Annotated in this window: 19 protein-coding genes; 9 read left to right on the forward strand and 10 right to left on the reverse strand. The window is 66.2% G+C overall.

Annotated elements, in window-relative coordinates; genetic code table 11:
• The first annotated feature begins 195 nt into the window (after positions 1-195).
• The 4 genes from IPM80_04750 (at position 196) to IPM80_04765 (ending at position 6,291) form a co-directional block, all read left to right on the forward strand.
• Positions 196-2,340, forward strand: a complete 2,145-nt coding sequence (locus IPM80_04750) for a hydantoinase/oxoprolinase family protein (GenBank protein ID MBK8957741.1) — start codon at positions 196-198, stop codon at positions 2,338-2,340.
• 47 nt (positions 2,341-2,387) lie between these two features.
• The gene (locus IPM80_04755) at positions 2,388-4,724 is read left to right on the forward strand and encodes a hydantoinase B/oxoprolinase family protein (GenBank protein MBK8957742.1); all 2,337 of its coding nucleotides are present in this window, start codon (positions 2,388-2,390) and stop codon (positions 4,722-4,724) included.
• 15 nt (positions 4,725-4,739) lie between these two features.
• Positions 4,740-5,246 (forward strand): acetone carboxylase subunit gamma, encoded by a 507-nt coding sequence (locus IPM80_04760; protein ID MBK8957743.1) that lies wholly within the window; start codon positions 4,740-4,742, stop codon positions 5,244-5,246.
• A gap of 130 nt (positions 5,247-5,376) precedes the next feature.
• Positions 5,377-6,291: a hypothetical protein gene (locus tag IPM80_04765; protein ID MBK8957744.1), complete on the forward strand. Its 915-nt coding sequence runs from the start codon at positions 5,377-5,379 to the stop codon at positions 6,289-6,291.
• Positions 6,292-6,330: 39 nt separating this feature from the next.
• On the opposite strand, the gene IPM80_04770 is transcribed toward IPM80_04765, so the two are convergent.
• Positions 6,331-6,738: a hypothetical protein gene (locus IPM80_04770; protein MBK8957745.1), complete on the reverse strand. Its 408-nt coding sequence runs from the start codon at positions 6,736-6,738 to the stop codon at positions 6,331-6,333.
• Positions 6,739-6,895: 157 nt separating this feature from the next.
• On the opposite strand from IPM80_04770, the gene IPM80_04775 reads away from it, so the two are divergent.
• The 5 genes from IPM80_04775 (at position 6,896) to IPM80_04795 (ending at position 12,448) form a co-directional block, all read left to right on the forward strand.
• On the forward strand, positions 6,896-8,578 hold the full coding sequence (locus IPM80_04775) for a PAS domain-containing protein (GenBank protein ID MBK8957746.1): 1,683 nt from the start codon (positions 6,896-6,898) through the stop codon (positions 8,576-8,578).
• Positions 8,575-9,771, forward strand: coding sequence for an HDOD domain-containing protein (locus tag IPM80_04780; GenBank protein MBK8957747.1), 1,197 nt, complete (start codon positions 8,575-8,577; stop codon positions 9,769-9,771). The genes IPM80_04775 and IPM80_04780 overlap by 4 nt, the downstream gene beginning before the upstream one ends.
• A 12-nt stretch (positions 9,772-9,783) precedes the next feature.
• Positions 9,784-10,929 carry a response regulator gene (locus IPM80_04785; GenBank protein ID MBK8957748.1) on the forward strand — a complete coding sequence of 382 codons (1,146 nt, stop codon included), beginning with the start codon at positions 9,784-9,786 and terminating at the stop codon, positions 10,927-10,929.
• A gap of 192 nt (positions 10,930-11,121) precedes the next feature.
• Positions 11,122-11,733 carry a peroxidase-related enzyme gene (locus IPM80_04790; protein MBK8957749.1) on the forward strand — a complete coding sequence of 204 codons (612 nt, stop codon included), beginning with the start codon at positions 11,122-11,124 and terminating at the stop codon, positions 11,731-11,733.
• Between the two features lie 130 nt (positions 11,734-11,863).
• Positions 11,864-12,448: a hypothetical protein gene (locus tag IPM80_04795; protein MBK8957750.1), complete on the forward strand. Its 585-nt coding sequence runs from the start codon at positions 11,864-11,866 to the stop codon at positions 12,446-12,448.
• Between the two features lie 27 nt (positions 12,449-12,475).
• Here the strand turns inward: IPM80_04795 and IPM80_04800 are convergent, their stop codons facing one another.
• From IPM80_04800 to IPM80_04840, 9 genes are all read right to left on the reverse strand, one after another.
• On the reverse strand, positions 12,476-13,051 hold the full coding sequence (locus IPM80_04800) for a hypothetical protein (protein MBK8957751.1): 576 nt from the start codon (positions 13,049-13,051) through the stop codon (positions 12,476-12,478).
• Positions 13,048-14,037, reverse strand: coding sequence for a hypothetical protein (locus IPM80_04805; GenBank protein MBK8957752.1), 990 nt, complete (start codon positions 14,035-14,037; stop codon positions 13,048-13,050). Before IPM80_04805 ends, IPM80_04800 begins: the two co-directional genes overlap by 4 nt.
• Positions 14,038-14,051: 14 nt before the next feature.
• Entirely contained in the window at positions 14,052-15,416 is a 1,365-nt protein-coding gene (locus tag IPM80_04810; GenBank protein MBK8957753.1) for a DUF1329 domain-containing protein, read from the reverse strand.
• The gene (locus IPM80_04815; protein MBK8957754.1) at positions 15,406-16,956 is read right to left on the reverse strand and encodes a hypothetical protein; all 1,551 of its coding nucleotides are present in this window, start codon (positions 16,954-16,956) and stop codon (positions 15,406-15,408) included. Before IPM80_04815 ends, IPM80_04810 begins: the two co-directional genes overlap by 11 nt.
• Positions 16,957-17,131: 175 nt before the next feature.
• The gene (locus IPM80_04820; protein ID MBK8957755.1) at positions 17,132-19,279 is read right to left on the reverse strand and encodes an EAL domain-containing protein; all 2,148 of its coding nucleotides are present in this window, start codon (positions 19,277-19,279) and stop codon (positions 17,132-17,134) included.
• Positions 19,276-21,525 (reverse strand): response regulator, encoded by a 2,250-nt coding sequence (locus IPM80_04825; protein ID MBK8957756.1) that lies wholly within the window; start codon positions 21,523-21,525, stop codon positions 19,276-19,278. Before IPM80_04825 ends, IPM80_04820 begins: the two co-directional genes overlap by 4 nt.
• Positions 21,526-21,536: 11 nt before the next feature.
• Complete coding sequence (locus IPM80_04830) at positions 21,537-21,770, reverse strand: sulfurtransferase TusA family protein (protein MBK8957757.1); 234 nt, start codon at positions 21,768-21,770, stop codon at positions 21,537-21,539.
• Between the two features lie 23 nt (positions 21,771-21,793).
• The gene (locus IPM80_04835) at positions 21,794-22,369 is read right to left on the reverse strand and encodes a DsrE/DsrF/DrsH-like family protein (GenBank protein ID MBK8957758.1); all 576 of its coding nucleotides are present in this window, start codon (positions 22,367-22,369) and stop codon (positions 21,794-21,796) included.
• Between the two features lie 196 nt (positions 22,370-22,565).
• A complete protein-coding gene (locus IPM80_04840) occupies positions 22,566-22,829 on the reverse strand; it encodes a hypothetical protein (protein ID MBK8957759.1) in 264 nt (87 codons plus the stop codon).
• Positions 22,830-22,920 lie beyond the last annotated feature (91 nt).

Below are 22,920 nucleotides of genomic sequence, written 5' to 3' on the forward strand. Positions count from 1 at the left end.
AATCGGACGCTTGGCCACGCGCGAGCGTTCGAGATTCAAACGCGGTGGCCAGGCGGACTCCCGGCGCCTTGCCGAAGCCCTTGTTCTCCTGCTGTTTTCTTCTCCACTCCTGTCTGGCACAGCCATTGCTCCCCCGCCCCAGTCAGGCGCGCATGCGCCCAGCGGAACATCCGTTCGCAATCCGGGGAGGACAACATGGGTAATGAACAGAATGTAGTGGAGGTGATGGGCATCGATGCCGGCGGCACGATGACCGACACCTTCTTCGTGCGCGCCGACGGCGAGTTCGTGGTCGGCAAGGCGCAGAGCAATCCCAGCAACGAGGCGCAGGCCGTGATCGAATCGTCGGTAGACGCGCTCAAGCTGTGGGAGCGCGACATCGACGAGGTCTATCCCGAGCTCGTGACCTCGGTCTATTCCGGCACCGCCATGCTGAACCGCGTGGTACAGCGCAAGGGCATGCGTGTCGGCCTCATCGTCAACCGCGGCATGGAAGACTTCCACCGCATGGGCCGCGGCATCCAGTGCTACCTCGGCTATTCGCTCGAAGACCGCCTGCATCTGAACACCCATCGCTACGACGAGCCGCTGGTGCCGGCCGAGCGCACCGTCGGCGTCACCGAGCGCGTCGACAGCCATGGTGACGTGGTGATCCCGATGCGCGAGGCCGAGGCTTTCGAGGCCGCCGAGAAGCTCATCGCGCAGGACGTCGAGGCCATCGCCATCTGTTTCCTGCATTCGCACAAGAACGGCAAGCACGAGCGCCGCGTGGTCGAGATCTGCCGCGAAGTGCTGGCCCGCCATGGCAAGGATGTCCCGGTGTTCGCCTCGGTCGATTACTACCCGACGCGCAAGGAATCCCATCGTTCCAACACCACCATCCTCGAGGCTTACGCGGCCGAGCCGTCGCGCAAGACCTTGCATGGCCTCTCGGAAACCATGCGTGCCCAGGGCGGCAAGTTCGACCTGCGCGTGATGGCGAGCCACGGTGGCACCATCAGCTGGAAAGCCAAGGAACTGGCGCGCACCCTGGTGTCGGGCCCCATCGGCGGCGTCATCGGTTCGAAGTTTCTCGGCGAGGCCTTGGGTTACGACAACATCGCCTGCTCCGACATCGGCGGCACGAGCTTCGACATCGCGCTCATCACCAAGGGTGAGTTCGCCATCCAGAAAGACCCCAACATGGCGCGCCTCCTGGTGTCATTGCCGCTGGTGGCGATGGATTCGGTCGGCGCCGGCGCCGGCAGCTTCGTGCGCATCGACCCTTACTCGCAGTCGATCAAGCTCGGCCCCGACAGTGCCGGCTACCGCGTCGGCGTGTGCTGGGAAGAGGGTGGCATCGATACCGTGTCGGTCAGCGATTGCCACGTGGTGCTGGGCTATCTCAACCCCGACAACTTCCTGGGCGGCGCCATCAAGCTCTCGGTCGAACGCGCGCGCGCGGCGATCAAGAAGCAGATCGCCGACCCGCTCGGCATCTCGGTCGAAAAGGCCGCCGGTGGCGTCATCGAGATCCTCGACCAGTCGTTGCGCGGTCACCTGCGCTCCATGATCAATGCCAAGGGCTACAACCCGGTCGACTTCGTGTGCTTTTCCTACGGCGGCGCCGGCCCCGTGCACACCTATGGCTACACCCAGGGTCTCGGCTTCAAGGACGTCATCATCCCGGCCTGGGCGGCAGGTTTCTCGGCCTTTGGCTGCGCCACCGCCGAGTTCGAATACCGCTACGACAAGAGCGTCGACATCGCGGTGCCGCCGAGCGCGCCCGACGCGGTCAAGCAAGCGAGCTGTGCGACCCTGCAGCAGGCCTGGGGCGAATTGGCCGAGAAGGTCATCGAGGAATTCCGCATCAACGGCTTCGCGCCCGAAGACGTATTGCTGAAGCCGGGCTTCACCATGCAGTACCTCGGGCAGTTGAACGACCTGGAAATCGATTCGCCGCTGACGGCGGTGTCCAGCGTCGCCGACTGGGAACGCATCGTCGAAACCTTCGACGAAACCTATGCGCGCGTCTATGCACGCGCCGCGCGTTCGCCGGAACTCGGCTTCGGCGTGACCGGCGCCATCATGCGCGGCATCGTCGCGACCAAGAAGCCGCGCGTGCCGGAAGAGGAGGACTGCGGCCCGACGCCGCCCGCCAATGCCAGCATCGGCGAGCGCCCGTTCTACCAGCAAGGCCGCTGGAAGACCGCCAAGCTCTACCACATGGAAGCGCTGAAAGCCGGCAACGTCATCAATGGCCCGGCCGTGATCGAATCGCCTGCCACCACCCTGGTGGTGCCGGACGGCTGGTCCACGCGTCTCGACACCCATCGCCTTTTCCACCTGCGCGAACTCTGAGCGCGGCGCTAAAAACAAGGAGACATGCAATGAGTACCGTCTTGAAAATGGTCCCCGACAAGCGTCGCGACAAGGGCCTGTGCCGTAGCGGCCTGACGCTGCGCGACAATCGCAACCAGGTGCTGGCGCGCACCGAGGAAAGCGGCTGCTACAACGGCCTGGTCAACATGCCGCTGAAGGAAGCCGACCCGATCTTCTTCGAGAAGCTGGCTTCGCGTATCCGCGCGGTGCTGGTCGACGCGCGCGAGACCGCCAAGAAGATCGCCGCCTCGCCGATCGTCGAGCAGGAAGGCGAGCTGTGCTTCACGCTCTACAACGCCGCCGGCGACGCGGTGCTGACCTCGACCGGCATCATGATCCATGTCGGCACCATGGGCGCCGCCATCAAGTACATGATCGAGAACGAGTGGGAGCGCAACCCGACCATCAATCCCGGTGACATGTTCACCAACAACGACTGCGCGATCGGCAACGTGCATCCCTGCGACGTCGCCACCATCGTGCCGATCTTCTGGAACAACAACCTGGTGGGCTGGGTCGGCGGCGTGACCCACGTCATCGACTTGGGCGCGGTGTCGCCGGGCTCGATGTCCAACGGCCAGTTCTCGCGTTTCGGCGACGGGCTGCAGATCACCTGCCGCAAGACCGGCGTCAACGACGAGCCGCTGCGCGACTGGCTGCATGAAAGCCAGCGCAACGTGCGCGCCACCAATTACTGGATTCTCGACGAGCGCACGCGCATCGCCGGCTGCCACATGATTCGTGACCGCATGGAGGAAGTGATCGGCGAAGTCGGCATCGAGGTGTTCGAGAACTTCGGCTACGAGATCATCGAAGACGGCCGCCGCGGCCTGCGCAACCGCATCAAGTCCATGCTGATTCCCGGCAAGTATCGCCAGGTGTCGTTCATCGACGTGCCCTACAAGCACGAGGCGATGTCGACGCCGGCGCAGTACGCCAAGGTCGATTCGATCATGCATTCGCCTTCGACCATCGAGATCCGTGCCGATGGTTCGTGGAAGCTCGACTTCGAAGGCGCGAGCCGCTGGGGCTGGCATACCTACAACTCCAGCCAGGTCGCGTTCACCAGCGGCATCTGGGTGTTCATGACCCAGCACCTGGTGCCCAACGAGCGCGTCAACGACGGCGCCTACTACGGCACCGAGTTCCACCTGCCCTACGGCACCTGGATGAACCCCGACGATCGCCGCACCGGTCATGCCTATGCCTGGCACTTCCTGGTCGGCTCGTGGACGTCCTTGTGGCGCGGTCTTGGCCGCTGCTACTTCGGTCGCGGTTATCTCGAGGAAGTGAACGCCGGCAACAGCTCGACCGCCAACTGGCTGCAGGGCGGCGGCATCAACCAGGACGGTGACTTCCACGCCGTCAACAGTTTCGAGCCCGCCGCCTCCGGCGCCGGTGCGCGGGCCTGGGCCGACGGCCTCGATCACGCCGCCGCGATCTGGAACCCGGAAGGCGACATGGGCGACATGGAGATCTGGGAACTCGCTGAACCGATGGTCTATCTCGGGCGCGCCATCAAGACCAACTCCGGCGGCGCCGGCAAGTATCGCGGCGGTTGCGGTTTCGAAACCTTGCGCATGATCTGGAAGGCCAAGGACTGGGCCATGACCTTCATGGGCGACGGCTACGTGGTGTGCAACTGGGGCATGATGGGTGGCTACCCGTCATCCGCCGGCTACCGCTTTGCCGCGCACAACACCGGTTTGAAGGATCGCATCGCCAATGGCGAATCACTGCCGCTCGGTCACGACTGGGACCCCGACAGCCCGCAGTGGGAGTTCTCGCTCGCCAAGGGCGCTGATGTCATCCGTGACAAGCAGACCATGGCCACCGAGCAGCCCTTCGAGGACTACGATCTATATCTCAACCTCATCCGCGGCGGCCCGGGTTTCGGCGATCCGATAGAGCGCAGCTGTCGCGATCTGGAAGCCGATCTCAACGGTCACTACGTGTTGCCGCGCTTTGCCGCCAATGTCTACGGCGCGGTCGCCACGCAGGACGCCAAGGGCGCCTGGCAGGTCGACGAAGCCGCCACCGCCAAACGCCGCGAGGAAATGAAGAAGGAACGCATCGCGCGCTCGATGCCGGTGCGCGAATGGATCAAACAGGAATCCAGGCGCGTCGCCGCCAAGGACGGCGCCGAGCAGGTGCAGCACATGTATGCCTCGAGCTTCATGGCCTCGAAGAAATTCCTCGACGAGTTCCGCGCCTTCTGGAGCCTGCCCAAGGACTGGATCCTGCGCCTCGGTCAAGACGGCGTGACCGGCTTCGGCCAGCAGAGCATTCCGATCGATTCCCTGCCCGACGTGCGCCGCGTGGTGCTGGTCGACGAATCGGTCGTTGCCCCCGAAGACTACTAAGCAGGAGCCGCTCCCATGACAAGCTATACCAAGAAGGAAATCGGCGACCTGGTGGATGGTCGCCTGCCGTTCAACACCGTGCACCGCATGCTGTCGATGCCGAAAGACGTCGAGCGTTTCGACTTGTATCTCAAGGTGCTGCAGGAGCGGGTGTCGTGGCCGGATCAAATCATCCTGCCGCGCGGCCCGCACCTGTACATCGTGCAGGACGCCAAGTCGAAGAAGTGGGTCAACAAGTGCGCCTGTGGCCACGTGATGGGCGAGTACCACGAGAACTGGAAGCTCTTCGCCAACATCTTCGTGCGCAACAGCGAGGCCTTGTTGAACGAGCTGCAGCCGAAGTTGATGGCGCCGCATCACGAATGGCAGGAGATCCGCGAGTTCATCTGCCCCGAGTGCGGCATCATGCACGACGTCGAAGCGCCGGTGCCGTGGTACCCGATACTCAACGAGTTCGAGCCCGACATCGAGACCTTCTATCGCGAGTGGGTGAAGCTGCCGCTGCCGGAGAAAGCCAACTGAGGTCGGCCTGACGCTGACCCGATGTTCGAGCGCCGGCCCGTGTGGGTCGGCGCCACGCTGCCCCCGCCCGGGGAATCCTGCCGCGCAGCGCCGGGCGTTATCCTGTGCGCCCCAATCCACAGCCGCTGACATGACTTACCTTCGCCGTCGCGTCCTGGTCGGACTCGCCCTCGATCGCACCCCCGGCTTCAACTATTCAGGCAACCTGTTGGGCGTGCGCTTTCCGCGCACCACGCCGCGCGAAGTCGAGGTGGCGATGGACGGCGGCGCCTACAGCGAGGACGAGCGTGGCCGCGTCGACATCGCCGCCGTGTGCCTGATGGCCGATGTCTCGATGGGCTGCGTGGTGCGCGCCAACTTGACGCCCTCGCAGCGCCTGGCGACGGTCAGCCTCACGCTGCAATTTACCGGCGCGCCGCTGACGGGCGAGATCAGCGGGCGCGGCGAGTTCGAGAACTTCGTCGACGGCGTCGACAGCCGCCAGGGCCTGTGTCGCACCACGGTCTACGCCAACGGCACGCCGGCCATCTACGGCCAGGGCGCGTTCATGGTCATGGAGCCGCTGCCCGGGCGCAGCATGTATCCGATCGTCGATGCCGTGCACGAGGGCGTGGCGCCGCTTGCTGAACAAGAATTCGAGCCGCACGAGCGCGAACTGCTGGCCCGTGCCGATGGCGCCATGAAGGCAGCGGGTGGCGAGCGCGGCTTCCTCAAGCACTTCTGGGGCATGTTGCCGTGGACTACCGCCGACGGCGCGCGCTGCCGCACGGCCAATGGCCCGCATCTCGGCAACCGTGTCGGTCACATGCAGGGTGGGCTCCAGATCGGCATGGCCATCGTTACCGCCGAGGCCGCGCTGCCGGCGGAGTGGGCGGTGTCGGCGATCTCGGCGTGGTTCCTGGCGCCCGGCGAAGGCGAGCACATCGAGGCCAATGCGCGCATCGAGCATCGCGGCCGCAATACCGCCGTGGTGCGCACCGTCATCAGCGGCAAGGGCGGGCGGCGCGTGCTGGAGGCCATGACCACCCACCTGCGGCGCGGCTGATTCGCCAGCCGCGCGGCCCTCGAGCGCGCCGCGCCGAGTTCAATTGGCCGTCGGCAAGGGCGGGGCGCCGAGCTCCGTCAGTCCGCACACCGGCCGCTGCATGACTTCGCAACTCGGCGCCGACAACGCCGCCACGCGCCCTTCCAGCGTGTCTTCGCGCATACCGGTGCCGCCCCGGCACGGAATGCCGTCCCACCATCCGATACACCAGCCGATGCGTTGCCCGACGATGGGCCTGCCGTCGCAACAGCTCACCTCGTTCTGGATGAACAGGCGGCATTGCGTGCCGGCTGGGATGCAGCCGGGCGGTGGGGCGCCGGGCGTGCTGGGCGTCGTGCTGCTGGTGACGATGGCTCCGATCACCGCGACCACCACCACCACCACGATGATCACGATCACGACCGGCGCCACGCCGCGCTGGAACCTGCGCAATGACGGTGTACGCATGCTGCCCCCTCCCTGTTTCCCGGAGTATAGGCACGCCGCGAGGTGGCGGCGTCTGCGCAAAGCGTGCCCGCGTCACGAAGCGCGTCTCCCCCGAATCTGGCAACTTCCTAAAGTTCGCCTGCGCTCGGCCGCTACCGCAGCGGTCAGCCTTCAAAAGATGTCGGGTACTTCCGTGGCCACCGCCGCCGTTCAGCTTGCTTCCACCCTGTCGCGCAGTAATACGGGCAAGGTGCCCACCATCCTGGTTTACACCGCCGAGCGCGCGCAATTCGACACCGTGGCGCGCACTTTCTCCGACGCCAACGCGCTGTGCAGCCTGTTCCCCTGCGACAACGCCACGCAATTCGACGCCGCGCTCGACGACGCCGCGATCTTCGATGCCGCCATCGTGTCGCTGGGCCTCGGCGCGGCCGTGACCGGCACGGCGCTCGCGAGTCTCGCCGCCGCCGCGCCCCATGCCGCGCAGTTCATCCTGAGCGGCGCGCTGCCCTCGGAATTCCTGCCTGCCGAACTGCAGCACACCGGCGCCGACGCGATTCCCGACCGCAATCTCGCGGCCCTGCCGTTCGTGGTCGACAACATCATGCGCGAGCGGCGCACCACGCATCTCGTGCAGCGCGCGCTGGTCGATCACGAGCAGATGTTCGGCGTGCTGGTCGATCACATCGAGGACGCGCTGTGGGTGTGCAATGCCACCGCCGATCGCATTCTCTATCTCAGTCCGGCCTTCAGCCGCATCTGGGGCGTGGACGAGCGCGAGCTGTATGCCAATGCCCATGCCTGGCTCAACTACATCCATCCCGCCGATCGCCGCCACTACGTGAACGTGTTCCGCGATCACGCGCTGGCGGGCGAACCGTTCATCAACGAGTATCGCATCCAACGCCCCGACGGCGGCGTGCGCCTGATCCGTGACCAGGGTTACCCGATGCTGGACGCGCAGGGGCGCGTGCATCGCTTCGGCGGCATCATGCACGACATCACGGAAGAGCGTCGCATCCAGGAAGACATGCGCCTGTCGCAGCGGCTCGAAGCGGTGGGCCAGCTCGCGGCCGGCATCGCTCACGAGATCAACACGCCCGCGCAGTTCATCGGCGACAACCTGCGTTTCGTGCGTGACGGTATCGCCACCATGCTCGAACTGCAGGCAGAGCTCGAAGCCATGGCGCGCGGCGACCAGCCGAGCGACCGCGAGCGCGTGGCGCAGCTGCTGGACGCCGCCGATTTCGAGTTCCTGCGCGCCGATCTGCCGGTCGCCATCGAGCAGTCGCTGGACGGCATTCAACGCGTTGCGACCATCGTGCGCGCCATGAAGGAATTCTCCCATCCAGGCTCGGAGCTGGCCGAGCCGACCGATCTCAACGAAACCGTGCGCAGCGCCGTGACCGTGACGCGCAACGAATGGAAGTACGTGGCCAACCTGCACGACGATCTCGATCCCGATCTGCCGGCCGTCACCTGTCACCGCCAGGCCATTTCCCAGGTGCTGGTCAATCTCATCGTCAACGCCGCCCATGCCATCGAGCTGGCCGGCCCCAAGGAGCATTTCCCCTTCATCATCATTTCAACGTCCGCCAGCGACGGCTGGGCACGCATCGCCGTGCGCGACGAGGGTACCGGCATCCGCCCCGAGATCCGCGAGCGCATCTTCGACCAGTTCTTCACCACCAAGGAGGTCGGCAAGGGCACGGGCCAGGGCCTGGCCCTGGCGTGGCGCACCATCGTCGACGGCCACGGCGGACGTATCGAGTGCGAATCCGAACCGGGCGTGGGCACCACCTTCACCGTGCACTTGCCCATCGCCGGACCGCCGACCAGTCCGCCAGGAGGCGCACGATGATTTCCACGCTGTTTGTCGATGACGAGCCGATGCTGCTGTCGGGTTTGCGGCGCCTGCTGCGACCGCTGCGCGACGAGTGGCGCATGAGTTTCGTCGAGAGCGCCGACGCGGCCTGCGCACTGCTGGCCAACGAACCCTACGACGTGGTGGTCAGCGACATCCGCATGCCGGGACGCTCGGGCGTCGATTTCCTGACCGAGGTCGCGAAGCGCTGGCCGGACACGGTGCGCATCATCCTGTCGGGCGAAGCCGATCTCGACACCGCCTGCCGCAGCGTGCGCGTGTCGCACCAGTTCCTGTCCAAGCCCTGCGACCTCGACGGTCTGCGCGCCACCATCACGCGTGCCTGTCGTTTGAAGCGCACCATCGCCGACCCGGAACTCGCACAGTTCGTCGGCGCGCTGCAGTTCCTGCCCTGCATCCCGGAGGTGTACGAAGAACTGGTGGCGCTGCTCAACGACCCGTCGTGCTCGGCCGAGGCGGTGGGCCGCGTCATCCATCGCGACATCAGCATGGCGGCCAGCGTGCTGCGCCTGGTCAACAGCGCCTATTTCTCGCTGCCGCGGCTCATCACCGACGCCGGCGAGGCGGCGCGCCTGCTGGGCTTCGATCTCATCAAAACGTTGGTGCTCGGTGTCGGCATCTTTCGCCAGTTCGAAGACCTGCACGCGCTCGACCCGCACGTCAGCGCGCTGTGCATGCACTCGGTGGCGGTGGCGGCGCAAGCACGCATGGTGGCGGCGCGCCTGGGGCTGGCCAAGGCCGACTGCGAACTGGCCGGCATGGCCGGCATGCTGCACGACGTCGGCGAGCTGGTGCTGGCCTCCAATCATCCCGAGGTACTGCTCGAGACCCTGGCCAGGAGCGCCGACGACGGGCCGCCCCTGTGGCGACTCGAGCGCGATGCACTCGGTTCCAGCCATTGCGAGATCGGCGCCTACCTGCTCGGACTATGGGGCTTGCACGACGCGGTGGTGGAAACCGCGGCCTTTCATCACACGCCGTCGGATCTCGGCGCCGGCGCGCGCGTGGACGTGTTGACCGCGGTGCATGTCGCCAATCATTTCGTCGCCGAGGTGGAGCGGCCCGGCAGCCACATGCGTTCGCCGCTCGACAGTGCCTATCTCGATGCGCTCGGTGTCGGCGAACTGGTCGCCGCGCTCGGCACCGAACAAACGCCCCAGGCCCACTAGGAGAATCGCGGCATGCATGCCGAAGTATTGTTTGTCGACGACGACGTCAACGTGCTGCAGGGTTATCAACGCGCGCTGCGCCGGCAGTTCAAGATCGAAACCGTCGATTCCGGCGCCGCCGCGCTGTCGATGCTGGAAGGCGGGCGCAATTTCGCGGTGATCGTGTCGGACATGCGCATGCCCGGCATGGACGGTCTCGAGCTCCTGCGCTCGGTCAAGTCGCGCAGCCAGGACATCGTGCGCATCATGGTCACCGGCAACACCGATCAGCAAACCGCGGTGGCCGCCATCAACGAAGGTGACGTCTACCGTTTCCTGACCAAGCCCTGTGACCCCGATGTGCTGGTCAAGACCCTGCAGGACGGCATCGAGCAATACCGCCTGGTGCAGGCCGAGCGCGAGCTCCTGGAAGGCACGCTGGCCGGCGCGGTCGGCGCGCTCAGCGAAACGCTGGCGCTGGTCAACGCCGAGGCCTTCGGCCGCATCGATCGCATGAAGGTGCTGCTCGGCGGCATCGCCGCCAAGGTCGGCTTCGGCCCGCCATGGAAGTGCGACGTCATGGCCACGCTCTCGCATCTCGGCTGCGTGATCCTGCCCGACGGCACGCTGCGCAAGCTGAGTCGCGGTCAGAAGCTCACCGAGGAGGAAAACCAGCTCTACGAGATGCATCCCTCCATGGGCTGCAACATGATCGAGAAGATCCCGCGACTGGGCGACGTGGCCGAGGCCATCCGCTACCAGCTCAAGAACCACGACGGCAGCGGTGTGCCCCACGACAAGCTCGCGGGCGCGGCGATTCCACTGGGCGCGCGACTGTTGAAACTCATCACCGACTTCATCTCCGCCGAGAGTGCCGGCCTCGCACCGGCGGACGCCATCGGCAAGCTGCGGCAGAACGCCGAGCGCTACGATCCCGAACTGCTGCGCGCGCTGGGCGACTACCTGGGCGTGGCCAAGGTCGCGCGCACCATCAAGCTGTCGGTGGCGATGCTGGCGCCGGGCATGGTGCTGGCCAAGGATCTCATGACCCGCGATGGCAACCTCCTGTTGCGCACCGGTCAGAAGCTCACCGAGACCAGCCGCGAGCGTTTGCTGAGCCATCTCGCCAACGGCGTCATCGAGGACGGCATCGAAGTCGAACCGGGCGCCAGCGACTGAACCATGCGCGGCCGGCGCCCGCCTCCGCGCCGATAACCACGCGCCGCATAAGCTTATGCGCATCTTTCGCTTGGGCGCCGCCGTCGCGCGCACTTATAGTTGGTCACGCCCGGTGACCGCCCTCGATCCGCGTCATCGACCACTCCATCGTCAGCATTGCCCGCCGCGCCCGTGCGCGGCCAGGAGAGAGCCATGGCCAGCCAAGACCGTATCCACGCCCTCGATCTGAAAGAGCGCAACAATCTCGACGCCGAGATGAGTGCGCTGGTCAAGGGCATCGAGAAGAAGTACGGCTTCCTGCCGCATTTCATCAAGCTGTTCGCGACCGACAATCGCAGGCTGCGCACTTTCATGACCGGCTACATGGAAACCAAGCGCGAGGACTCGGGGCTCTCCCACCTCGAGGTCGAGATGATCGCGCTGGTGGCCGCCGCCACCAACGGCTGTGTGTATTGCACGGCCCATCACGGCGCGCTGCTGCGCGAAGTGACGGGCGATGCGCTGTTCGCCGAATACCTGTCGCGCAACTACCGTCTCGCCGAGCTGTCGCCGCGCCATCGCGCGATGCTCGATTTCGCCGTGCGGGTGCTGACCGACGCCGAGCACATCGAAGAGCCGCATCGCCAGGCGCTGCGCGACGCGGGTTTCGACGACGAGGCGATATTCAGCATTATCTCCACCGCCGCCTTCTACGCCGGCGCCAACCGCATCGCGCAGGCCATCGGCCTCAAGCCGGCGGCCGAGTACCTGGAGATGTTCCGCGAGCCCAAGGCGCCGCGCGCACGGCGCGCCAGCGGCGCCTGAGCGACACGCTCGCGGCTCGCGCGGCCGGGGCTAGCCACGCCGCGACACGCGTCGCAATGTCGATGCGCGGAGCGTGGCGAGGCTGCGGCTATAATGCCGGCCGTGGCCTTGTCAATCCGAGGGTAGCTCCGTGGCTCCAGTCAATTCGCGCCCGCGCGCGCTCATCGTTTTCATCCTGGGCACCGCGTTGCTGGCGGCCTGCGCCCTGCAGCCCCAGGTGCTGCCCATTACGCCGCGGCTCGACGTCAGCGGCGCTGCCCACCGCGGCGAGGGTCGCAGCATCGCGCTCGATGCCATCGACGGCCGGTCCGACAACGTGGTCGGTTACCGCGATCCCAATGACCGGGGCTCGGCCATCACCACCGCGCCGGAAACCATGCGCGTCATCAAGCGCGAAGTGGAGAACGCCTACCAGGCGCTCGGCTTTCGCGTCGTGCCGCAGGGCGAAGACGCCGACATCACCCTCGAAGTGCGCCTGACCGAACTCGGCTACACGCGCCAGCAGGGCACGGTGGTCAACAACATCCGCACCGGCGCCACCATCGAGGCCACCAGCGTCATGCATGGCAAGACCGTGACCGGCACCTATCGTGACGGCCAGGGCAAGGAAATGGTTCTGAAACCCAACCTCGAAGACAACGCCGCGCTCATGAACAAGCACCTGTCGGCGGCGCTGGCGCGCATGGTGGCCGACCCGCGCCTGACCAGCGAATAGGCGCAAGGCGGCGCTGACGCAGCGGCTTCACTCCAGCGGCTGGCGCGCCATCTGCCACGACCAGCGCACTTCTTCTTCCTTGAAAAACAGGCTTTCGGCGACAGCACGCGGCAGCTCGCGGCGTAGCTCGGCGTAACGGCGCGCGCTGTCCTCGATGACTTCCGCCACCGGCTCGCGCGATGCGGCGGGCAGGTCGGGGTAATCGACCGACAGCATGTACTGGTGCTCGAGCAAGGCGCGGGCCAGGCGTTCGCCGAGTGCGCGATCGCCGCGGCTGAGCGTCATGGCGCGTTCGCGATAGTCGCGGTAGCGCTCGGCGGCGAGGCGCGCGGCGTCCACGTTGTTGGCCGTCACCATCGCTTCGATGTCCGCCAGCTTGTCGCGCATGTAGGCGAGACACAGCGTGAAAGCCGTGCCCTTGTCGGCGCCGCGCAGCGCCATGCGTTCGCGCCAGGTGTCCAGCGCATAGTTCCATTGGTCTGGCGTGCGGCCGGGTGGGGGCAGCCATTCGAGCGCGCTGAAACTGTTCATCAGGCCATGGCCGGCAAAGGCGCCAGGCGCCCACAGCGACACCACCAGCAACAGCCCGCGCCACGCCTTCATGGCGCGTGGTGATGGCCGCTCACGATGGAATCGATGCGGGTGCTCATGCCCTCGCGCCAGGCTTCGACCTTGAGCGCGAAATGGAACACGCGCGGCGTGCCGCCCGGCGCGCATTGCAGGAACAGGTGATAGACGCCGGGCTCCGGGAACACGTAGTGCACGGGGATGGTCGGGCCGTGGAACACCAGCTCCGCCGGCATGTTCATCATCATCACCATCATGTCCGCCATCATGCGTGCACGGGCCTCGGCATCGAGCGCGCGGTCGTGCATGGCGTTCAACATGCTGGCCATGTGTGGCGTGTAGCTGTGGGTATGTCCGAAGTGCTGGCCGTCTTCACGCCACAGCGCGACGTGGACTTCCGAGCCCAGGATGAGCGCGAGATCGGTGACCGGCGCGCCGCCGCGCCGCAGCTCGAGCACCAGTTCGGTTTCGTAGCCGGCCAGCGGCACCGCCGGCGACATCGTGAGCCGGCCCTCGTAGCCGTCCACGTTCTGCACGGCGGAGAAATCCGCCGGCGGCACGCCGGGCGCTGGTGGCGCGCCGACCGTGACGTCGAACTGTCGTAGCCAGTTGCGATCGCGGTGCGTGAAGTCGCTGACGATGCGGTAATGCCCGGCACGTGGAAAGCGGTAGGGCAGGGTGAAAGTGGCGTGCGCGAGATCGTCCGCCGTCAGCGCCTTGAAGTCTTCATGATGGATGTGCGCGAAGCTCGAGAAGTCGAGGTTGACGATGAAGTTGTGCACCACCCGTTCATGCAGCACCTGCAGGTTCTCCACTGGCGCGCCGCTCGCCGCCTGGGTGAGTTGCCAGGTGAGCCGGGTGTCGATGCCCGGCTGCACCGGCGCCGGCTCGGCGGAAAGAAGCATGCGATAGGGGCCGGCGCCCTTGCCCTCGATGACAGCCGCCGCGGCGCGTGGCGCGGCGGCCTGCTGGTCGCAGGCCGACAGCAGGCAGGCCACGAGCGCGCCGAGCGCAACGCGCATGACGCACAGCCTGTTCATTTCGCCGGCGTGGTCTCCGTGGATTTCACGCCCTCGCCGCTCACGAATACCAGGTGCCCGGCCGCTTCCTGGGCATCGATGCGCGCCTGGATCTCGGCCGGCACGGTCGGGTTGCGCTCGCCCGGGAACTTGCCCGGGTAGAGTCGCGGCCGGAGGTAGAAATGCTCGGGATCGCGGATCACGGCCTGCGACTTGATGGGTTCCACCAGCCACTTGCGGCGCATGAACTCCGGCGTGAAGATCATTTTCTCTTCTTCCGGCTTCCAGTCGCGCGGCACCTGGCCGTCGTGCAGGCTGAAACCGACCAGGTCGTGTTCGACGTTCCAGTACACCGTCGACAAGGCCGCGTAGCCGAAATCGCCGCGCGCCTTGTTCTCATGCTCGGCGAAGCGCACTTCGACCATCACGAGTTCGCCCTTGGGGTTGTATTTCTCCATGCGCAGCGGATAGAACAGGTGCTTGTCGACCCAGAAGATGAGGGTCTTCTCGCCATAGCCCGGCAGCCAGTCCTCGCGAACGGTGGCCTTCAGTACGAAGCAGTCGACACCGCCGTCGGCGCGGTAATGCGGGTAGTCGTCGCCCATCATCTTGATGGCCGAGGTCTGCCTCTCGACGAACTGGCCCTGGATGTTCTGCGTGATGGTCGGGCGCGTGTTGGGGAAGCGGATGGTTTCGTACAGCACATCGGTGCCGAGCAACTGCCATTCCATCTCCCACGGGTCGCGACCGATCACGTCGTCGAAGGTCTGCGAGTTGTCGGGGAAGCGCTGGTCGCGCAGCGGCTGGGGCTGGCGGCGTACGCGGCGCAACTGCTCGGAGTAGATGTAGTAATCCATCTTGGTCCGATGTTCCTTGTCGGTGCGATAGGGCAGCCACAGTTGCTGGGTGCCTTCCGATTCCGGCGGAAAGGTGTCGAACATGGTCCAGCGCGCGTAGGGCTCGCCGGGCTTGATGTCGTGGATATAGCCTTCCAGGCCCGGCCGGCCGGCCAGCGAGGTGTAGCTCACCGACACGCCCTGGTTGATATAGCCGGTGCTGGTGACCACCCCGAACACGTCGACGATGGCCTGCGGCCAGCGCCCGATGTGCACGAACTCGGCGGAGCGGAAGCCCATTTCCTCGGCGGTGTAGGGCGCCTGGAAGGGATAGGGCTCGGCCGGGATGTAGGGAATCGCCGCGTCGCGCGGCGTCGACGTACTGGGGTCGAACAGCGCCTTGTCCTCGGCCGACATCTGGTCGACGGTCTTCCACTGCTCATCGCGTTCGTCGGCCGTCGCGACCAGCGGCAGCGCCACCACCAGCAACAGCAGCACGCGCCAGGCGCGCGCCATGGTGTTCCACTTCAATGCTTCAGAATTCATAGCTCAATTCCCAGCCGACGTTGTCCCAGTGATTGTATTGACCGTAGGTGTCGGTCGTTGAACCACCGTCATAGCCGTTGTAGACCAGTTGGGTCTTCACGAATTGCGAGACTTTGAAGATCAAACGCAGCTTGGTCTTCACACCCTGCCAGCCGCGGTCGGGACCGCTGATGACGGGGAACACCGTCGCTTCCATGCTCAGGCGATCGCGCGTGAAGCCGAAAGGCCGCGAGAAGAACGCGACCGGGATCAGCGTCCATTCGTCGCCGAAGCCGCCGCCGAAACCGGGCCCGAGGTTCTGCGTCCAGTCGAGGGTGCGGTAATAGGACGCCTGCAGGATGAAGGTCGAACGACCGGGCAGACCGAATTCCGTCGCCACCGCCGCGCGCATGGTGTCGCGCTTGGTGGTGCCGTCGGTCGCCGCGAGTCCGGCGCGCACCAGCGCCTGCTTGCCGAAGTCGACGAAGCGCACACCGTTGGTGTAGAGCCCTTCCACGCGCAGCACCACCGGCAAGGTGCCGACCAGCGGCACGTCGTTCAGCGCGAACGCGTAGTCGGCGGTCACGCCGGCGTGGTGCAGGCGTTCGTGCCGCGGTTCGAGGCGCAGCAAGGTTTGCCCCGCCGCCAGCTCGGTGTCGACGATGTGGCTGACCGGGTTCTTGTCCCAGCCGTAGTAATAGATGAGGCCGTAGGACAGCGAGCCCTGCACCCTGTCGAAGCGCAGGCCATACTCGTGATCGACGAAGCGGTCGTTCTCGGGACGGCGCACCGGCAGCATGATGTCGCGGGTGGTCTGCGGCAGCGCCGGTGAATACCAGGGCATGCCGGGCAGCGCCTGGCGGTCCTGTTCGAAATCGAAGATGTAGAGCAGCTGCAGCGAGTTCTGGCCGAAGTGCAGCGTGGCATTGGCCATCCACTGCGGCATGCGCCGCCATTCGTAGTCTTCGGTTTCGAGCTGCACCGCCTCGCGTCTGTCCATGCCGTTGATGACGTCGATGAACTGGCCGTCCATCTTGCCCCAGGCAATCTGCTGCTTGCCGACCAGGATGTCGAAGCCCGGCTTGCGATAGCTGACGTAGAACTCGCGCAGCAGCCGCTCGCTGGTGTTGTAGAGTTCGGCCTGCTTGAAATAGCCGTTGGCGTACAGGCCCTGGGAGCGCTGCCAATCGTAGACGCCGTCGTACATGACGTGGGTCACGGCGTTGACGTCGAGGCCATCCTGGATGTGGTAGGAGGTTTCGAGCTCCAGCAGGTTCTGCAACTGCAGAAAACGGTAGTCCTGGTTCTGGAAGCCGACCTGGCCCTGTTCTTCGAGCAGGATGTCGGTCCATTGCCGCACGAAGCCCTTGAAGCGCAGGTTGGGCACGGCGCGTTCGATCGGCGCGCGCACGTATTTGCCGACCGGATCGAAGGTGGCCATGGCGCGATCGACCTCGGAGAACATGTCCGAGACCGCGCTGTCGGCATGGGCTTGTGACACGGCGCCGAGCAGCAAGGTCGACAGCCAGGCGGCACGGCGCCAGGGCGCATTCAAAATCATTTCCATCCTCCCCAAACACATTTCCAGCACAGCGCATGGCATCGACGCGCCTGTCCGTGCCGGCCAATGACTCAACGAACCCGTGGGTGGAAATTTATTGTTATGAGTCCGGCAGCGTAGCCTGGGCGAACGGGGAGTCAATTCCCCTATGGGGGTGGGGGCGTCGCCGCCGCGCTCAGCCCGCCGCCAGGCGCAGCGGTGCGCGCGTCGCCTGGTAATCCCTGAGCCAATCGATGAAGGCCTGCGGCGGCAGCGGCGGTGAAAACAAGTAGCCCTGCAGTTCATCGCCACCGAAGGACACCAGCGCATCGCGTTGCTGCTCGTTCTCGATGCCTTCGGCGACCACGCTCAGGCCGAGGTTATGCGCCAGCGCCACGGTGCTGCGCACGATGGCGGTGTCGCGCGGGTCGGTGTTGACGTCGCGCACGAAGCTGCGGTCAATCTTGAGACAGGTGATGGGCAGGCGTTTCAGGTAGTTCAAGGACGAGTAGCCGGTGCCGAAGTCGTCGATGGCGATCGCCACGCCGCGATCGCGCAGGCTGTGCAGCAACGAGAGAGCGCTGCGCACGTCGCCCATGAGCATGGTCTCGGTCAGCTCGAGCTGCAATTGCGCGGGCGCCACGCCGGCGGCTGCCAGCGCGTGGTCGACCACCTCCACCAGTTCGGCCTGCGCGAACTGCGCGGCCGACAGGTTGACGCTCATCTGGAAGCCCCCCGGCAGCTGGGTGTTCCAGGCCGCCAGCTGGCGGCAGGCCTCGTTGATCACCCAGGTGCCGATGGCGACGATGACGCCGCAGTCTTCGGCGATGGGGATGAACTGCTGCGGACCGATCAGGCCGAGGTCGGGATGCTGCCAGCGGATCAAGGCTTCGGCGCCGATCACCTGGCCGCTGGCCGCCGCCACCTTGGGCTGGTAGAACAAGCGGAATTCCTCGCGCTCGACGGCACGGCGCAAGGACGCCTCCATGTTCAGGCGCTCCATGGCGCGGGTGTTCATGTCGGCGGTGAAGAAGCTGTAGCCGTTACGTCCTTCCTGCTTGACCTGGTACATGGCCAGGTCGCCGTGCTTGAGCAGCGTGTGCTCATCGGTGGCGTCATCGGGATAGACCGCGATGCCGATGCTGCCCGACACGAACACTTCGTTGCCGTCGAGCATGAACGACGGCTTGAACTGGTCCAGCACGCGCTGCGCGACGGAGCCGGCGTTCTCGGGACGCTCGATGTCGCTGAGCAGGATCACGAATTCGTCGCCGCCGAGTCGCGCCAGGGTGGCCTTTTCCTGGGCGTCGAAACGGCACACCAGGTCGGAACGGCGCAGGGCCTCGCCGAGACGCTGCGCGACCTGGCACAAGAGCTCGTCGCCGACGTGGTGTCCCCAGCTGTCGTTGATGCGCTTGAACTGATCGAGATCGACGAACAGCAGCGCCACGCGCCGGTTTCGTCGGTCCGCCATGGCCAGGCTCGCGGACAGGCGCTCGCGGAAGTAGGCGCGATTGGGCAGGCCGGTGACGGCGTCGTAGAAGGCCAGTTCGTGGATGCGCGCCTGGGTGGCGCGATGTTCGGTGACGTCCTGCAGCGAGCCGCGCATGCGCGTGATGCGGCCGGCGGCGTTGCGCAGGAATTCGACGTCGAGATGGGCATGCACGGCGCCGTCTTGCTCGTTGCTCACGCGAAAGTCGATATCGAAGGCTTCACCGCTGCGCGCACCGGCGCTCAAGGCCTCGCGCACGCGTTCGCGATCCTCGGCACAGACGCAGGCCAGGAATTGTTCGGGTGTCGTCGGCAGCCAGCCGCGTTTGGCGGCCAGCACCTGTCCCACCTCGTCCGAGCCGGTCACCACGCCGCTGTCGAATGCATATTCCCAGGCGCCGAGCCGCGCGATGCGCTGCGCGTGCGCGAGGTTCGACTCGCTGCGGCGCAATTGCTCGGCGGTGTGTTGCGCGCGCATCACGAACTGCAGGCGATGGATGAGCAGGTTGAAATTGAGCGGCTTGACGATGAAGTCGGTGGCGCCGGCGCGGTAGGCGCGTTCCACCGAGGCCAGGTCGTCGCGGCCGGTGATCATCACTATCGGCAGGTGTTCGCCGGCGGCTTGGGCGCGGATCTGCTGGCACAGCGCAAGGCCATCGGCGTCCGGCAGGCTCACATCCAGCAGCATGATGTCGGGGCGACGGCGTTCGAAGGCGGCCAGGCACTGCGCGCCGTTCTCCGCTTCCTCGACTTCGAAACCGGCTTCTTCCAGGTAATCGACCAGCGCGATGCGGATCACGAGATCGTCGTCCACCACCAGCGCGTAGGGTGCCGCAGGCGGCGCGTTGTTCATGCTTGTACCTCGGGGAAACGCGCACGCAGCGCCGCCAGCACTTCGCCACCCACGGCGATGGCGCGCTCGGCACTGAGCGTGGCGCGCTCTCGCTCGCCGGCGCGCGCAGCCTCTTCGCTTTCACGACACAGGACAGACAGCGTGTCGGCGCCGACCACGGCGCTGCTCGACTTCAAGGCGTGCGCCGCTTCGCGCACGCGTTCCAGATCGCCCGCGGCGAGGCCATCCCGCATCTGTCCGATATAGGTTTGTGACTGTTCGAGGTAGGCGCTCACCACGCGCCGCAACACGCCCTTGCGGCCGTTGCGTTCGCGCGCCTCGAAATGCGCGAGCGCGGCCGGATTGAGCAATTCCTCCGCCGCCGCGGGCGGCGTGTCCAGTGGCGGCGCCGACGGCGCGGCCGCGCCGTCGGCCGACAGCCAGTGCTCCAGCACGGCACGCAGGCCGAGCGCGGTAAACGGTTTGGAAAGGTAATCGTCCATGCCCGCCGCCAGGCAGCGCGCCCGGTCGCCCTCCAGGGCATTGGCGGTCAGCGCCACGATCGGTGCACGCGGCTGGCCGCGCTCGGTCTCTTGCGCACGAATGGCGCCGGTCGCCGTGAAGCCGTCCATCACCGGCATCTGGCAATCCATCAGCACCAGGTCATAGCGCTGCGCCGCGCAGGCCTCGACCGCGGCGAGGCCATCGTTCACCACGTCGAGCACCAGGCCTTCGTCCTCCAGCAGGTCGATGATGACTTCGCGGTTGACGGCATTGTCTTCGACCACCAGCAGCCGCCCGCGCAGCGGCGGCGCGGACGCGGCCGGCGTCGCCACTTCGTCGAGCGCCAGCGTCTCGTCGAGCGTGGCCTGGCACAGACGGCGCAGGCAGCGGAACAGCTCGCGCTGACGCACCGGCTTGGTCAGGTGCTGGGTGATGCCGCAGGCGCGATACTGCGCGGCGCTCAACTGGTCGCTGATCGAGCTCAGCATCACCAGCGTCATGGGCGGCAAGGCGGTGTCGGCGACGATGTGCCGCGCCAGTTGCAGGCCGTCCATGCCCGGCATGTGCATGTCGAGAATCGCGAGCCGGTAGGGGCGTTGCTGTCGCGCCGCTTCGCGCAGGCACGCCAGCGCATGTTCGCCGTCATAGGCGGTGTCGAAGTCACAGCCCCAGTGCGCGAGCTGGTCGCAATAGATGGCGCGATTGGTTTCGTTGTCATCGACCGCCAGCACGCGCACGCCGCCGAGCGCGCCGCTCTCGCTGTCCGCCGGGTAGTCGGTATGGTCGAGCCTGAGAGGAATGCTGAAACTGAAGGTCGAGCCCTTGTCGAGTTCACTCTCGACCGCCAGTTCGCCGCCCATGCAGCGCACCAGCTGCACGCTGATGGCAAGCCCGAGACCGGTGCCGCCGTAGCGACGCTGGGTGGAGCTGTCGGCCTGGGTGAAGGCTTCGAAGATGCGCGCGCGCGCCGCCGGCGCGATACCGATGCCGGTGTCGCGCACCGCGAAGTGCAACAGCGCGGTGTCCTGGTCGACGCTTTCGACCTGCGCTTCGATCACCACTTCGCCGTGGTGGGTGAATTTCAGCGCATTGCCCACCAGGTTGGTCAGCACCTGGCGCAGACGCGCATCGTCGCCGAGCAGATGGATGGGCACGCCGGCGGGCAGCACCGCGTTCAGTTCGACGCCGCGTTCGTGGGCGTTCTCGGCGTACAGTTCCACCAGTTGCTCGAGCAGCGCACGCAGATCGAAGGGCGATTCGTGCAGTTCGAGCTTGCCCGATTCGATCTTGGAGAAGTCCAGGATATCGTTGATGACACCGAGCAGCGCTTCGACCGAATTGCGGATGGTCACTGCGCAGCGCTGCTGCTTGGCGCTGAGTTCAGTGCGCAGCAGGATCTCGTTCATGCCCAGCACGCCGTTGATGGGCGTACGGATCTCGTGGCTCATGTTGGCCAGGAATTCGGACTTGGCGCGGCTGGCGGCTTCGGCCGCTTCGCGGGCGCGCTCCAGGTCGGCCTGCGATGCCTTGAGGTCGCTCATGATCATGGCCGAGTTGACCAGCGCTTCGGCCTGCGCTTCGCTCAAGGCCTCGGCGCGTTGACGCTCGGCGCTGAGCGCGCGCTCGAGCGCGCTCGCCACCTCGCGCAGTTCCCCGGCCAGCGGTCCGTCGACGCGCGCGATCAGCGCGTCGAGGTGCGCGAAGGGATCGCTGGCGACGAACATGGGCGCTGGCGCGATCGCCGCGCGGGTGCTTGCAGCCATGGGCGCCTGCCTCAGGCGGCGCGCTTGCGCAGGCGCGCGGTCAGCGTTTCGTCCGCGTGTTCGAGCGCCAACAGCTCGTGCCCGGTGCGCCGGCACCACGCCTTAACGTCGAGTTCGAAGGCGCGGTCGCTGGCGATGGCGATGAGTTCGCTGCCCGCGTCGAGCGCGCGAAACGCCTCGTTGAGGCGCACGATGGGGGTGGGGCATTTCAGCCCGCGGAGATCGACCGTTTGTAGTTCGTTCATGCTTGCCATGTCCTGCGTCTCGATCAGATGAAGAGCGACGTATTGCCGCTGGCCGCGAGGTCGGCGAACTTGGCCGCGCCGCAGTATTGAAGATTGGGGTAATCGATGAGTTCCTGGGGCGCGATGCCCATGATCTCCATCGACATCTCGCACAGGTAGATCTCGACGCCGAGGCTTGCCGCCTGCGCGACCAGTTCGGGCAGCGGCGCGACGTTCTTGCGCCGCATTTCGCGGGCCATCAGGCGTCGGCCGACGCCCAGCATGTCCATGCGCGACAGCGCGCGGCGCGTGAGTCCACCCGGCAGCATGAGCCCGAAGGCGCGCTCGACCAGCGACTTGCCGCCGAGCACGGTGCGTGCCTTAAGGGCCGCGGCGCCCCAGAACGTGAAGAACATGCGCACCGACATGCCGGTGGCGGCGGCGCCATTGGCGATGGTGAAGGCCGCCAGCAACTTGTCGAGATCGCCGCTGAATACCAGCAGCGTCATGCCATCGGGATCGGGTGCGCGCGCCATGCGCGCTTCGAGCTGCGCGACGCGTGCGGCGAGTTCTGTGTGCTGGTCCAGGGACGGGACGGGGGGCGCGGCGGCGGTCTGCATGGGAAAGTTCTACCGGGATACGAAGCTTCAGCCTCGTTTAGCGGCGCTCGTGGCGGGGGCTTGAGCAGGGGCGGGAGGGCGCGCGGGTAAGGGCGCGTGACGGCGGCCCGGTGGCCGCCGCTCGATCATCGAGGCTTGGATGCGGTCGGGGCCGGTCGCGCCGCCGGCCTACCGCGTCAGCGGAACGAAACGCGCCTCAGGGGCAGGGTACGACCTTGCGGAAGGTGTCCTTGGACCACAGCGCCTTGTCGTCGGGCGTCTTGCCGTCCTTATGCCATTTCTCGCTGATCGAGAGGCAGAACGAACCGGCATTCTCGATGGTGTCCTCGGTGTCTTCCGGGCGCTCGTTGCCGACTTTCATGTTCGGGTTGGAGGCGCTGTAGTTGGGGACGATGGTGTTGGAGGCGCAGGCCGCGGTCAGTGCGACCACTCCGGCAAGCAAAACGAAACGCAAAGTCATGGCATCCACGGGCACGCTGCGCGCCCACTCCTTCTTCTATAAGAAATTACGAAATGCATATGAGAACGCCCCGCGCCGAAAGTTCGCCCTG

The organism is Pseudomonadota bacterium (genome assembly GCA_016719885.1).
Taxonomy (GTDB): Bacteria; Pseudomonadota; Gammaproteobacteria.